The sequence below is a fragment of the Rhizobium sp. BK181 genome (assembly GCF_014193305.1).
In the GTDB taxonomy this organism is placed as follows: Bacteria; Pseudomonadota; Alphaproteobacteria; order Rhizobiales; family Rhizobiaceae; genus Rhizobium.
This window is the reverse complement of the sequence record NZ_JACHZA010000001.1, coordinates 1,156,408-1,169,158: the sequence shown is the minus strand read 5'-3', so window position 1 is coordinate 1,169,158 and position 12,751 is coordinate 1,156,408. Positions and strand designations below refer to the sequence as shown.

The window sequence follows — 12,751 nt, the reverse complement described above, 5'->3', positions numbered from 1 at the left end:
CCTCCTGTTTTGCATGCGGACAGTAGTGGCTAAGGTGTGCCGCTGCAATCTACTCGCCGCGCGGATAGCGTTGGCTTTCCTCCAGCACGTTCAGATCCATATGGTTGCGCATGTAGCGCTCGGAAGCCCGCTGCAGCGGCTGATAATCCCAGGGATAGTAGGCGCCGTTCCGCAGCGCCTCGTAAACCACCCAGCGGCGCGCCTGGCTTTCGCGCACGGCGGCGTCGAAGCTCTGCAGGTTCCAGCGCTTCTCGGCCTGGGCCGTCAGTCCGGCGAGAATATCGGCATGTCCAGTATCGCCAGCAAGGTTGTTCAATTCCCTTGGGTCCGCCTCGATATCGAACAGCATCGGCGGGTCCTTCTCGCACAGCGTCAGCTTGAAGCGGCCGTCCCGCAGGCAGACGAGCGGGGCTTCCGACCCCTCGGCGGCATACTCCATCGGCACCGGGCCACGACCGCCGGTGCCGGTGGCAAGCGGCGTCAGATCCTCGCCATCCGTCCATGGGGCGAGCTTCGCGATGTCGATGCCCGCCAGTGCCGCGAGCGTCGGCGTCACGTCGAGCGTCGAGACAGGCTGCTGGATAGAGGCAGGTGCCCAGCCGGGCGCCGCAATCGTCAGCGGCACGCGCGACGAACCATCGAAGAAGCACATCTTGAACCAGAGGCCACGGTCGCCGAGCATGTCACCGTGGTCGGAAACGAACAGCACGATGGTATTGTCCGCCATCCGCGCACGTTCGAGGACATCAAGGATCTCGCCGATCTTGTCGTCGATGTAGGAGATATTGGCGAAGTAGCCTTGGCGCGCGCGGCGGATCTGTTCCGGGGTGATGTCGAACGCGTCGTAGTCGCAGGCCTTCAGCAGGCGCTGAGAATGCGGATCCTGCTCGTCGAACGGAATTGCGCCGACCTCGGGATCGAGCGCCGGGGAATTCTCGTAGAGGTCCCAATACTTGCGGCGAGCGACATAGGGGTCGTGCGGGTGAGTGAAGCTCACAGTCAGGCACCATGGGCGGTCGTCTTGACGGCGCGAAAGGTCGTAGAGCTTGCGGGTCGCGTTGTAGGCAACCTCGTCGTCATACTCCATCTGGTTGGTGATTTCGGCAACGCCGGCACCGGTGACCGAGCCGAGATTGTGGTACCACCAGTCGATGCGCTCGCCGGGCTTGCTGTAATCGGGTGTCCAGCCGAAATCGGCGGGATATATATCGGTGGTCAGCCGTTCCTCGAAGCCATGCAGCTGGTCGGGGCCGACGAAATGCATCTTTCCGGAAAGGGCGGTGTGATAGCCCGCCGCCCGCAGGTGATGGGCGAATGTCGGGATATCGGACGCGAATTCGGCGGCGTTGTCATACACGCGGGTCCGGCTCGGCAATTGCCCGGACATGAAGGATGCGCGCGCCGGCGCGCAAAGCGGACTTGCCGTGTAAGTGTTGGCAAAACGCACCGAACGCTGTGCCAGGGCTTTCAGATGCGGCGCATGGAGAAAATCAGCCGGCCCGTCGGGAAACAGCGTGCCATTGAACTGATCCACCATCAGAATGAGAATATTCGGGCGCGCCATGCGTATCGTCCTTCGGTTTGCGGGAGCGGGAACTTAGCCGTGTGCTCTGCGCTATTCCAGCCCGCATCGACTGGAAGGCGCAACAGGAATCTCGGCCTCATCTCGCATGTGCCATTTGATTGCTTTATTGATTATCGATATCAATTGACCTGTGAAGCGGGCATTTTTTGATATCATCTCTAAGGATTTTTTATGGAAAGCCGCCGTGTCGAACTTGGGTGGATGCGCATATTCTCCGAGATCGGCAAGACAGGTAGTCTGTCGGCTGCGGCAAGCGCTCTTGGTCTGACGCAACCCGCCGTCAGCTATCAGGTTCGCCGGCTGGAGGAGCAACTAGGCGTGAGCCTCCTGAAACGACAACATCGCGGCGTTGAATTGACGGCGGAGGGCCACCGCCTGCTCGACGTCGTGGCAAGGAGCGTCAGCGAGATTGACGAGCTGGCGCGGCGCTTCCGCACTGAACCGGACAGGCCAACGATCCGACTGCGGACGGACTTCGCATTCTCTTCGCTCTGGCTGATCCCGCGGATGCACGCATTCCGCACGCTTTACCCGGATGTCGACATTCAGATTGTCGCGACACAACGAATAGAGAAAGGTCGTTCGGACGACGGCGATATTGCAGTGGTCTTTGGTCGGCGATCCGAATTCGATCGCGGCGCGGTTCTGCTCCTGCCGGAAAAGGTCGCACCGGTCTGCACCCAGGGCTTTCTCGATCGCTACGGCTCCCTCTCGACGCCTGATGATCTCGCGCGGACGCGTTTGATTCATCTCGATACCGAGGAACCGTCGCCTTGGTTCGACTGGCGAACCTATCTGGCGGAGCTTGGTGTCCGCCGCGATGGTCACGCCGGGCAGGGCGACCTCAGCTTCAACACCTATTCGCTGGTGGTACAGGCGGCAATCGGCGAACAGGGCGTTGCAATCGGATGGATGGGCCTGGTCGACTCCCTGCTAGCAACCGGGATGCTGAAGACCGCTGGCCCCGCGCTGGAAGCGCCGGATCGAGGCTATTGGTTGCTGCTGCCGCGGCGCATGCGCGATGCCCAAAGTGACCTGCTTGCAGCGTGGCTGATGGCCGAGGCTGGCATCGACTGACGCTACCCTCAAGCGACGAGGTCATCGAGGAAATCTTGGCACCAGCGCGATACATCGTGCACCAGCAGGTGGTCCATCATCTTCCGCCAACGTTCCTGGCGTTCCTCAAGCGGCATGTTCAAGGCCCGTGCCAGTGCGTTGGCTGTTCCCTCGATGTCGTAGGGATTGACCAGCAAGGCACCCTTCTTCAGTTCGCGGGCGGCACCGGCGAAGCGTGAGAGCACCAGCACGCCGGGATCCTCCGGGTCCTGGGCGGCAACATACTCCTTGGCCACGAGGTTCATGCCGTCCCGAAGCGGCGTGACCAATCCAACCTCGGCCAGCCGATAAAGACCGGCGAGGATCGGGCGGCTGACGGAGCGGTTGATGTAGCGGACCGGCACCCAGTCCACCGTTCCCAAGGCACCGTTGACGCGGCCGGCCTGCTCCGCGACGGTGCGTTGCATCTGCTCGTATTCAGGCACTTCCGATCGGGATTTCGGTGTGATCTGGAGATAGGTGACTTTCCGTTGGTGGGCAGGATTGTTGATGATAAAGCGCTCGAAAGCATCCAGCCGCTGTGTGATGCCCTTCGAGTAATCGAGCCGGTCGACGCCGATGATAAGATCGCGATCCTTGACGCTCTGCCGTGCGCGCTGCACCAGATGATGGCTGCTCGCCTTCTTGGCAAAATCGGCAAAGGCAGCCGTTTCGATGCTGATCCCGTAAGCGCCGCCCTTGAAAACCTTGCCGTTTGCCGTGAACCGGCCATCCCCGATCGCATCGCCCATGTCCTCGCGGCGAAGGCACCCGGCGAAGTTTTCCAGATCATGGTCCGTCTGAAAGCCGACGAGATCGTAGGCCGCCAGGCCATGCATGATCTCTTCGTGAACCGGCATCGTGTAGAGCACATCGGCCGGCGGCCAGGGAATGTGCAGGAAGAAGCCGATGCGGTTCTTGAACCCCATCTGCCTGAGTTCCGCAGCCAGCGGGATCAGATGGTAGTCATGGACCCAGATGATGTCATCCGGACGCAGCAGCGGCGCCAGCCGATGCGCGAAGAAGCGGTTGACCCGGAAGTATCCGGCCATTTCCTTGCGGCCGTACTCCGCGAGATCCAACCGGTAGTGGCAGATCGGCCAGAGCACCCGGTTGGCGAAGCCGTGGTAATACTCCTCGACATCCTTGCCGGTGAGGTCGGTCAGGGCGTAGGTGATCTTGCCCTCTTCCGTCAGGGAGAGCGGACCGGGCTCGTCGTTTTCGCTCGACTTTCCGGACCAGCCCATCCAGATGCCGCCGCGCTGTTCCAATGCCGCTTTCAGCGCCACCGCCAGTCCGCCAGCGGAGGCTGCGCCCTCCTTTGTCGGGGCTGGCACGCGATTGGAAACGATAACGAGACGGGACACAGGGATTCCTTTCCTGGGAGGGCAGCGCGAGCGCTCGGATCAAACGGCAAACTGCCCAATGAGTTCCCGTACTGCCGATGCCGAAGGCAGCGTCAGTGCGGCGGCCGTTTCGGAGGGTGCGCCCACCCGAACGGAGAGGCCGCCCTGACGATTGGCGATGCGAAACATCGCTTCATCGGTTACGTCGTCACCGATGGTGATCGGACGTCTGCCTGCAAATGGCGGCATCGACAGGAACGCCTCGACAGCGTTTCCTTTGTCGGCGCTGGCGGGGCGGATCTCGAGGACCATCTTGCCTCGCTGCAAGGTCCAGTTCGGGCCGGCCCGGGACAGCATCCGCTCCATGATGGACTCCACCTGCGCCTGCTTGTGTGGCGCTAGACGGTAGTGGGCGGCGACTGCCGCTCCCTTGTCTTCCACGAGCACGCCTTCCAGCCCTTCCGTTTCCTCCCGAAGATCGGCCTTCAAAGCCTCGAACGCAGCTGTCGTTTCTGCCTTGGCGACCTTGCCGTCGGGCCGACGCAACTCGGCGCCGTGCAGGCCGGCGATCGGAAATCGGAATGGCGAGAACAATTCATCGGCATAGGCGAGCGCTCGCCCGGTGACCAAGGCCAACGCACCACCGAGCCTTTGCGAAGCGATATCGAGACCTGCAGGCAGCAGCGGGGGCACTACGATCGCGTCCGGAACCTCGGCGAGATCGAGCAATGTCCCATCGATATCGAGGAAGAGAGCGCAATCTTGAGGCGAAGAGGACAGAGCGCTCAGCACCTTCTTCTGCCCCGAGACCGATTGCGGCGTCGCGGCAGGAAATGGCTTACTGGTGTACGACATGGTGACTTACCTATGTCGCTATCATCCCAAGGCAACCCGCGCGATTGAATGTTGCGAGGAAATCTCGGATTTCTACCGGCGTCCTGCGCTCGGCCGTTTCATTCAGCCGGGATCGTGCCGGAATGCTCGGCAAAAAAGGCCTTGGCGTCGGCCGTGAAGACTTCTCGCTGATCTGCCCGCGTATAAAACATGTGGCCGCCTCGATAGACCTTCAGCGCCACCCGCTCGCCGGCAAGCGAAGGCGGCAGGTGGTCAACGACATAGCGGCTGACGCCGTACGGCGTCACCAGATCGCTGTAGCCGTGGGCGATCAGCAGCCGGAATTTCGGATTGGAGGCGAGCAGCTGGCGGATGTCGTCGGTCACGCTCGCCTGCAGCCTTGAACCGCCGCCGCGTCCGCCCCATTCCCATCTGCGGCTGATGTCGCCGTCCAGCAGCGAATAGGTCATCTCGGTCTTGAAGCCGAGTTCGTTGCGCGCATAGTCGGCAAAGGCGCCGCCATAGGCGCGGGTGAAGCCGTCGAGAATTGCGTCGTCGCCGCGATCAGAGTCCGACTCCGGGTAAGGATCGGGCGTCGAGAACGTCGCGTCGTAAGGGCTGACGACCTTGCCGTCCTGGCCACTTGACTGCTTCGCGTAGGCATTTCCGAGGAAGCCACGGTTCTTCGTTACGACATCCTCGGGAATGCCGGTCATGCCGGCAATCTTCCCATAGAAGGCTTTGGCGGCATCGCCTGTCGGCGCCGGGCCGGCAAGTGTCGTCAGATAGTCGCCGAGTGCAAACTTCTCCGCCTCGCTTTGCCGTACTTCATCGAAGGCGTTGCGCCTCTCCATGTTCGCTGCCGCGAGCGACGGAAACTCAAGCGCGGCGCCGAGTGCAAACTGATCTGCATTGAACATCAGTTGCCCTTCGAGCAGGGGCGAAAGCAGGATCGCGCCGGAGGCGATGATGCCTTGGCTATCCTTCAGTGCGCCGGCGACTTTGGCGGCGCGAAAGCCGCCGTAACTCTCGCCGAGAAGAAATTTCGGCGAACCGGAGCGGTTGTTGTGGGCGACGTAGAGGGCGATCGCCTTTGCAATGCTCTCCGCGTCGGAGTTGACGTTGTAGTATTTGGACGCGTCGTCAGCCTTGGCGGTCCGGCTCCAGCCGGTTCCGATCGGATCGATCAGGACAAGGTCGGTGAAGTCGAGCCAGCTCAGCGGATTGTCGACCAATTTCGCGTCGGCCCCATCGTCGCCCTTCGGGCCGAAATCGAGGATGCGCGGCCCCACAAGGCCGAGTTGGAGAAATGCCGAGGCAGCACCCGGGCCGCCATTGAAGGCAAAGGTCAGCGGTCGGTCGGGCGCTCCATTCTTGGCGACATAGGCCGTATAGAAGATAGCGCCGGTCTTGGAGCCGTCTTGCGCGAAGAGATCCAGCGTCCCGGCCGTTGCGACATAGTCGAGCTGTCGGCCACCGATGGTCATTGTGCGCTCGGTCGCCGAGTCGATTGGCAACAGGCTCAGTACACTATCGTCAGATGCCCGCTGTGTGGAAGTATCGCCTCTGCCCTCCTGCGATACGGCGGGAGTGATCGGCGCAAGCAGGGCGGTTGCGAGCAGAATGGCGGACAGGAAACGCAAGACTTCTCCTCCGGCGGAAGCGGCATGGAAGAGGTCAGCCTAGCATCGCCCGGTGAGGGGAGAAATCAACAGATGGTGAGGCGGACGTCAGTCCGCCTTCTCGATCGTCCGCGCATTGACGAATTGTGCACGGCCGGCGTTCCAGCCATTGATGGCGGCACCGGTGCCCAGCGCCACGAAGAGCACCGCCGACCAGCCAAAGCTGCCAGTCCAGCTGCGGATCAGCCCAACGACAAGCGGACCGATCGCCGCAAGCAGGTAGCCGACACATTGGGCCATGCCGGAAAGGTGGGCCGCGACATGCGGATCGCGAGACCTCAAGACGATCGTCGTCATCGCAACCGCAATCAGTCCGCCTTGGCCGATACCCTGCAGCACGGCCCAGACCCAGACCGTGGACAGCGGCGCAAATAGCAGGCCGAACAGGGCGACGACGGCGACGGCGCAGAGCGACGCGTTGATCACCCGCTGATCCTTGCCCCTGACTGCGATCTGCGGGGCGACAAGGCATGCCGCGGCCTGAACCATCACCGACACGGAAACGATCGCCCCCGCAGTGATGCCGTCAACACCGCGCTCGCGCAGGATTGGAACGAGCCAGCCGAACACACAATAGGCCAGCGCTGATTGCAGCCCCATGAACAGTGTGACGTGCCAGGCCAGGCGATCGCGCCAGAGCCCTTGCACCGAAAAGCCGGTGCGTTTGACCTGGTTCTTCGTGGACAGCACCTGCGGCAGCCAGATAATCGCGACGACCAGCGCGGGTATCCCCCACGCGGCGAGCGCCGCGGAAAGGGAATCACCGAGAATGTGTTCGAGCGGCAAAGTGAAGCCCGCCGCGCTCGCGGCGCCGGCGCACAGCGCCATCGTGTAGAAGCCGGTCATCAATGCGGCGCGATCGGCAAAGTCGCGCTTGACCAAGCCCGGCAGCAGCACGTTCCCGACAGCGATGCAGCCGCCGGCGAGGGCAGTGCCGACGAAGAGCAGCGGAATCGAGGAAAGGCCACGCAAGGCTGTCCCGAGCGCCAGCAGGACGAGCACGCCGAGAAGCGTGCGTTCCGTGCCGATCCGCTGGGCAAGCCGCGGCGCCAGCGGTGAAAAGGCACCGAGGCAAACAACGGGCAAAGTGGTCAGCAGGCTGGCGCCCAGCGCGGAGAGGCCGAGTTCAGATTTGATTTCGGGCAACAGCGCCGAGGCGCTGGAGAACACCGGACGCAGATTGAACGCAATCAGAACGAGGCTTGCCCCAAGCAGAAAGCGCGCCGCGGCGCTGCTGCCGACCGGCGGCTTCGGTTGCGGGACGCTGTCGGCCTCGGCGTCGATGAGTTGTTCGTCCGCCAGGTCGTAGACGTGAGCGGAATCCTCGAGGGGCGTTGTCATGAATGGAGCATCCGGTCAAGAGCACTGATGATCGGGGCCATGAAGCGGCGTACGGCGGCGTCGGCCTGCTGTGGATTGCCGCTGGCGATTGCGTCGATGATGTCTGCATGCGCCCGCATATCGGGCTCCGGAATTTCATCATCCAACGTCGCCTTGATCGTCTCGGTGATCGAGGCGGAGAAAAACTCATAGATTTCAATCATCGCACGGTTGGCAGACGCGGCGATGACCGCCTTGTGAAAGGCAAGATCGCGTTCGACGAAGGCGCTCTTGTCGCCGCCTTCGAAATTGCCGCGTTTTTCAAGAAGTGCCCGAAGCTCCGCGATGATCGCAGGCGTCTGCCGTAGAGCCGCGAGCCGTGCCGCCTCGACGTCGAGCGCGCACCGGGCCTCGAACAGATCGCGCAGACTGGCGCGACGGGCCATGGTGAGCGGCAGCCGGGTATCCGTGGTCGAGAGCACGTAGGTTCCCGAGCCCTGCCGGGTCTCCAGCAGGCCTTGCGATACCAGCACCCTGACCGCCTCGCGGACGGTGCCGCGGCTGACGGAGAGCATGGACGAAAGAGACGCCTCGTTGGGCAATTTATCGCCAACGGCCCACCTCTTTCCGAGGATTTCCGTACGGATCGCCTCAATGGCCGTATCCGCCAGCTTGGTTTTTGCGAGTGGTTCCATCGTTCGTATTCATAAAGTCATCAGATGACTTTATGAATACTCCGAGATCATGATGTTCGTCAATGCCATCGCGAAAATTGGAAAAGGGCCGCGCGAGCGACCCTTTCCATGAGTTCTGGCCTGTAAATGGCCGGACCGTCAAAGCGGCCCTAGGAAGGTGGGCTTAGAGCGAGGGCTGCCTCGCTTTCATCACCACTTCCATGCCTTTTACGAGGTCTGAAATCTCATTAGACATTGGATCACCTTCCTTTCGTTCTGTTGTCGATAAGAAGAAGGTAGGATGATTCGCCGGCGATGCAAGAAGAATTCCTGACGAGGATGCCGCGACAACTTGCCAATCCCCCGATTTCATTTCGCTGTCATCGGCGATCCTGTAATGATTACAACGGAGTGCTGCTTGCTTCTGTTCCATTGTAGACTTTAGTGGGAAAGCCTGTGGATTGAGCCGGCTCAATGTGCGGCCTTGATGAACGTGCCATTCTGCAGTTCGCGCATCGCCTGCATGATCTCTTCGCGGGAATTCATGACGATCGGTCCGTGCCAGGCGACCGGTTCCTCGATCGGCTTGCCCGAGACAAGCAGGAAGCGGATACCTTCGTCGCCGGCCTGCACTGTCACTTCGTCACCGCTGTCGAAGACGACCAGCGTCCGGTTGCCCGACATGTCGCGGATGTTCAGCTCTTCGCCGTTGACCTCTTTCTCGACGCGGACGCCGAAGGGTTTCGACGCGTCGCGGAACGTGCCGGAGCCAGCGAAGATATAGGCAAAGGCATTGCGATAGGTATCGACCGGCAAGCGCTTCTTCTTGCCTGGCGGTACCGAGACATCGAGGTAGATCGGCTCGGCTGCCACGCCGTCGACTGGGCCAGCCTTGCCCCAGAAGTCGCCGCAGATGACGCGTACGGCGGTGCCGTCGTCATCGACCACAACGGGAATGTCGGCGGACTTGACGTCCTGGTAGCGTGGCGCCGTCATCTTCAGCGACGAGGGGAGATTGGCCCAGAGCTGGAAGCCGTGCATGCGTCCGGCAAAATCGCCCTTCGGCATTTCCTGATGCATGATGCCGCTGCCCGCCGTCATCCACTGGATGTCGCCGGCGCCGAGCAGGCCGCGATTGCCGAGGCTGTCGCCATGCTCGACCGTGCCGGCGAGAACATAGGTGATCGTCTCGATGCCGCGGTGCGGATGCCATGGGAAGCCGCGGATATATTCGGCCGGATTGTCGTTGCGGAAGTCGTCCATCATCAGGAACGGATCTGTCATCGACGGATCTCCGAAGCCGAAGACGCGATGCAGCTTCACGCCGGCGCCTTCCATGGTCGGCGTTGCAGTGCTCATATGCTTTACGGGACGGATCGACATGGCATCCTCTCCAAGGTTCAACTTAGCCCGAAATATAGCCATCGGGCCGGCCCGAGCGAAACCGCCGGAGACAGGAACGCACTGTTCACAAAAGAAGATGCACCATTGCGCAATGTGAACGCGTCAACCGTCAGAAATTTGTCATCTTCCGCTTGCAAGCCACGAAGCCGTTCAGGTCTTATTAACCATCGGATTCGACAATCATTGTCGCGTTTCAGCATTTCTCCCGCTTCCGACGGAGCGGGTTCCGGAGTGGAAAGAGCATGTGTCGCTGGGCAGCCTATCGCGGAGAACCCCTCTATCTGGAGGAACTGGTGTCATCTCCCGCGCACTCGCTGATCGAGCAATCGCATTGCGCCACCCGCGCCAAGACGCCCACCAATGGCGACGGCTTCGGCATTGCCTGGTATGGCGACCGACCGGAGCCGGGTCGTTATCGCGACACCTTGCCGGCCTGGTCCGACTGCAATCTCAAGAGCCTTGCGCGGCAGATCCGTTCGCCGTTGTTCCTGGCGCACGTGCGGGCGGCTACCGGCGGCGGTACCCGTCGTGACAACTGTCACCCTTTCACCTACGGCAACTGGTCGTTCATGCACAACGGCCAGATCTCCGGCTTCGAGCGGCTGCGCCGACCCATGGAAGCCATGCTGGACGACGAACTCTTCAATGCCCGCGGCGGGACGACCGATTCAGAGCTGATGTTCCTCCTTGCCCTGCAGTTCGGTCTGCAACAGACGCCGGTGGCTGCGATGGCGGAGATGATCCGCTTCGTCGAAAGCCTCGCCGACAAGCTGCTGGGATCTGTGCTGCTGCGCTATACGGCGGCCTTCTCCGATGGCAAGTCGCTCTACGCGATGCGCTATGCGACCGATCGCAAGGCGCCGACGCTTTACGCCTCACCGCTCGGCAAGGGCTATTGCCTGGTGTCCGAGCCGCTCAACGATGACGTCGATGCTTGGGCAGAGATCCCGGACGGCAGCGTCGTCACGCTCGGCGATGGTGGTCTCGACATCGTACCGTTTCGTCCGGTGCAGGCTGTGGTGAGAGCCGCTCCGGTCGCCATCACGGCTTGAGCCGTTCGGCAATCATTGCCGCCAGCCTGGTGGCAACCTCTTCCTTTGCAAGGTCCGGCCACTGCTCGATGCCGCTGTGGGCGACGATCTTTACGCGGTTGCGCACACCGCCCATGATGCCCGTTGCCGGCGAAACATCGTTGGCGACGATGATATCGGCGCCCTTGCGATCAAGCTTTGCCCTGGCGTTGCTCTCGACGTCCTGGGTTTCGGCGGCGAAACCGATCACCAGCTTCGGCCGCATCGTGTGATGGCCGACTGTTTTCAGGATGTCCGGATTTTCCGTTAGCGCGAGCGTCGGGATGGATTCGCCCGGATGCTTCTTGATCTTCTGGTCGGCGGCTGAGGCCACGCGCCAGTCGGCGACGGCCGCGACCATCACGGCGACATCGGCGGGCAGGGCGGCGAGCACGGCGTCCCGCATCTGATCGGCGCGCTCCACATGGACAACCTTGACGCCGAAAGGATCGGGAATGGAAACCGGTCCGGAAACGAGGGTCACATCTGCGCCAAGCGTGGCGAGTGCCGCGGCAATCGCATGCCCCTGGCGGCCGGAGGAGCGATTGGCGATGTAGCGCACGGGGTCGATCGGCTCATGCGTTGGCCCGGAGGTGACGATTGCCCTGCGACCGGCCAGCGGCTTCGGCCCATCGCTCAGCAACGCTTCTGCGGCAGCAACGATCTCCAGCGGCTCGGCCATGCGACCGACGCCCGCCTCGCGGCTCTCCGCCATCTCGCCGGACATCGGCCCGATGAACCGGATGCGGTCGCCGCGCAGCGTCTCGACGTTGCGTTTCGTCGCCGGATGGGCCCACATATGCGGGTTCATGGCGGGTGCGGCGAGAACCGGCCGGTCGGTCGCAAGCAACACCGTAGAAGCAAGGTCGTCAGCAAGCCCGTTCGCCATCTTGGCAAGCAGGTCCGCCGTCGCCGGCGCGATCAGGACAAGGTCGCAATCGCGCGCCAGCCGGATGTGCCCGACATCCTGCTCGTCCTGCCGAGAAAAAAGATCCGTGAACACATGGTCGGCAGCAAGCGCACCGACGGCAAGCGGCGTCACGAATTCCTGCGCGCCTGTGGTCATCAGCGGTCGCACGGAAGCGCCCCGCTCCCTGAGTCGTCGGATCAGGTCCAGGCTTTTATAGGCCGCGATCCCGCCTGAAATGATGAGGAGGATCCGTTTGCCGCTGAGAACCATGGCTCTTTCCATCGATTAGCTGGTTGCAGCAAACCCTAAGCCTTTGGGGAATAATAAGCAATCGGCACTGGAAGCGCATCGGTCGCAGTGACAACGCGGACGTCCTGTGGCATGGAGCGAAACATGGGGACCATGCGGCGAATCTTGCGGGATCGGGTATCGGCAAGCGCCGTCGCGCTGCTGTTCGCCTGCCTGCTTTTGATCCAGGGGCTGCTGACCGGCACCGCGCAGGGCGCCATGGCGGCATCCGCCGTCGATCCCTTCGCGATCATCTGTTCTTCGAGCGGACACGGTTCCGTCGATGATGCCGGGCACGGTAATTTGCCGGCCAAGAAGATGCCGGAGTGCCCGTGCGGCACGCTCTGCCGCCTCGTATCGACTGCCATGCCGGCAATTCTCGGCGGGCAGACAGCTCCTCTTTATGTTGCGGTCGAGGCCTCTATCGACATAGCGGCCCGAGCGGATGCCGTTGTTTCATATCCTTTACGCGGACGGATCGCCGAACCGCGTGCACCTCCCATCACAGCCTGACGTCATCGTCGTCCGCCTCTACGCCCGTCG

The 12,751-nt window shown here is 62.2% G+C and carries 12 protein-coding genes; 3 read left to right on the top strand and 9 right to left on the bottom strand.

The window, feature by feature from the left end; genetic code table 11:
• Positions 1 to 49 precede the first annotated feature (49 nt).
• Positions 50 to 1,564: a choline-sulfatase gene (gene betC / locus FHT77_RS05880; protein WP_183753342.1), complete on the bottom strand. Its 1,515-nt coding sequence runs from the start codon at positions 1,562 to 1,564 to the stop codon at positions 50 to 52.
• A 192-nt stretch (positions 1,565 to 1,756) separates the two neighbouring features.
• Between betC and FHT77_RS05875 the strand changes: the two genes are divergently transcribed.
• Positions 1,757 to 2,662, top strand: a complete 906-nt coding sequence (locus tag FHT77_RS05875; RefSeq protein WP_183753340.1) for a choline sulfate utilization transcriptional regulator — start codon at positions 1,757 to 1,759, stop codon at positions 2,660 to 2,662.
• 8 nt (positions 2,663 to 2,670) lie between these two features.
• Here FHT77_RS05875 and otsA read toward each other — a convergent pair whose 3' ends face one another.
• From otsA to FHT77_RS05840, 7 genes are all read right to left on the bottom strand, one after another.
• Entirely contained in the window at positions 2,671 to 4,047 is a 1,377-nt protein-coding gene (otsA, locus tag FHT77_RS05870) for an alpha,alpha-trehalose-phosphate synthase (UDP-forming) (RefSeq protein WP_183753338.1), read from the bottom strand.
• 39 nt (positions 4,048 to 4,086) lie between these two features.
• Positions 4,087 to 4,881: a trehalose-phosphatase gene (gene otsB, locus FHT77_RS05865; protein ID WP_183753336.1), complete on the bottom strand. Its 795-nt coding sequence runs from the start codon at positions 4,879 to 4,881 to the stop codon at positions 4,087 to 4,089.
• 98 nt (positions 4,882 to 4,979) lie between these two features.
• Positions 4,980 to 6,503: a S10 family peptidase gene (locus FHT77_RS05860; RefSeq protein ID WP_183753329.1), complete on the bottom strand. Its 1,524-nt coding sequence runs from the start codon at positions 6,501 to 6,503 to the stop codon at positions 4,980 to 4,982.
• An 87-nt stretch (positions 6,504 to 6,590) separates the two neighbouring features.
• Positions 6,591 to 7,883 carry an MFS transporter gene (locus FHT77_RS05855; RefSeq protein ID WP_183753327.1) on the bottom strand — a complete coding sequence of 431 codons (1,293 nt, stop codon included), beginning with the start codon at positions 7,881 to 7,883 and terminating at the stop codon, positions 6,591 to 6,593.
• Entirely contained in the window at positions 7,880 to 8,557 is a 678-nt protein-coding gene (locus FHT77_RS05850; protein ID WP_183753325.1) for a FadR/GntR family transcriptional regulator, read from the bottom strand. Before FHT77_RS05850 ends, FHT77_RS05855 begins: the two co-directional genes overlap by 4 nt.
• A gap of 163 nt (positions 8,558 to 8,720) precedes the next feature.
• Positions 8,721 to 8,969 carry a hypothetical protein gene (locus FHT77_RS05845; protein ID WP_183753323.1) on the bottom strand — a complete coding sequence of 83 codons (249 nt, stop codon included), beginning with the start codon at positions 8,967 to 8,969 and terminating at the stop codon, positions 8,721 to 8,723.
• A 38-nt stretch (positions 8,970 to 9,007) separates the two neighbouring features.
• On the bottom strand, positions 9,008 to 9,919 hold the full coding sequence (locus tag FHT77_RS05840) for a pirin family protein (protein ID WP_016552455.1): 912 nt from the start codon (positions 9,917 to 9,919) through the stop codon (positions 9,008 to 9,010).
• 263 nt (positions 9,920 to 10,182) lie between these two features.
• Here FHT77_RS05840 and FHT77_RS05835 point away from each other — a divergent pair, with 263 nt between their 5' ends.
• The gene (locus FHT77_RS05835) at positions 10,183 to 10,992 is read left to right on the top strand and encodes a class II glutamine amidotransferase (protein ID WP_183753321.1); all 810 of its coding nucleotides are present in this window, start codon (positions 10,183 to 10,185) and stop codon (positions 10,990 to 10,992) included.
• Here FHT77_RS05835 and coaBC read toward each other — a convergent pair.
• Positions 10,982 to 12,190 (bottom strand): bifunctional phosphopantothenoylcysteine decarboxylase/phosphopantothenate--cysteine ligase CoaBC, encoded by a 1,209-nt coding sequence (gene coaBC / locus FHT77_RS05830; RefSeq protein WP_183753319.1) that lies wholly within the window; start codon positions 12,188 to 12,190, stop codon positions 10,982 to 10,984. The genes FHT77_RS05835 and coaBC overlap by 11 nt on opposite strands.
• A 123-nt stretch (positions 12,191 to 12,313) precedes the next feature.
• Here coaBC and FHT77_RS05825 point away from each other — a divergent pair, with 123 nt between their 5' ends.
• Positions 12,314 to 12,721: a DUF2946 family protein gene (locus tag FHT77_RS05825; protein ID WP_183753317.1), complete on the top strand. Its 408-nt coding sequence runs from the start codon at positions 12,314 to 12,316 to the stop codon at positions 12,719 to 12,721.
• Positions 12,722 to 12,751: the final 30 nt, after the last annotated feature.

Bases quoted from the DNA above. Each gene is read 5' to 3' on its own strand.
- betC (WP_183753342.1), bottom strand. From the start codon at position 1,564: ATGGCGCGCCCGAATATTCTCATTCTGATGGTGGATCAGTTCAATGGC.
- FHT77_RS05875 (WP_183753340.1), top strand. From the start codon at position 1,757: ATGGAAAGCCGCCGTGTCGAACTTGGGTGGATGCGCATATTCTCCGAG.
- otsB (WP_183753336.1), bottom strand. From the start codon at position 4,881: ATGTCGTACACCAGTAAGCCATTTCCTGCCGCGACGCCGCAATCGGTC.
- FHT77_RS05855 (WP_183753327.1), bottom strand. From the start codon at position 7,883: ATGACAACGCCCCTCGAGGATTCCGCTCACGTCTACGACCTGGCGGAC.
- FHT77_RS05850 (WP_183753325.1), bottom strand. From the start codon at position 8,557: ATGGAACCACTCGCAAAAACCAAGCTGGCGGATACGGCCATTGAGGCG.
- FHT77_RS05845 (WP_183753323.1), bottom strand. From the start codon at position 8,969: ATGGAACAGAAGCAAGCAGCACTCCGTTGTAATCATTACAGGATCGCC.
- FHT77_RS05840 (WP_016552455.1), bottom strand. From the start codon at position 9,919: ATGTCGATCCGTCCCGTAAAGCATATGAGCACTGCAACGCCGACCATG.
- FHT77_RS05835 (WP_183753321.1), top strand. From the start codon at position 10,183: ATGTGTCGCTGGGCAGCCTATCGCGGAGAACCCCTCTATCTGGAGGAA.
- coaBC (WP_183753319.1), bottom strand. From the start codon at position 12,190: ATGGTTCTCAGCGGCAAACGGATCCTCCTCATCATTTCAGGCGGGATC.
- FHT77_RS05825 (WP_183753317.1), top strand. From the start codon at position 12,314: ATGGGGACCATGCGGCGAATCTTGCGGGATCGGGTATCGGCAAGCGCC.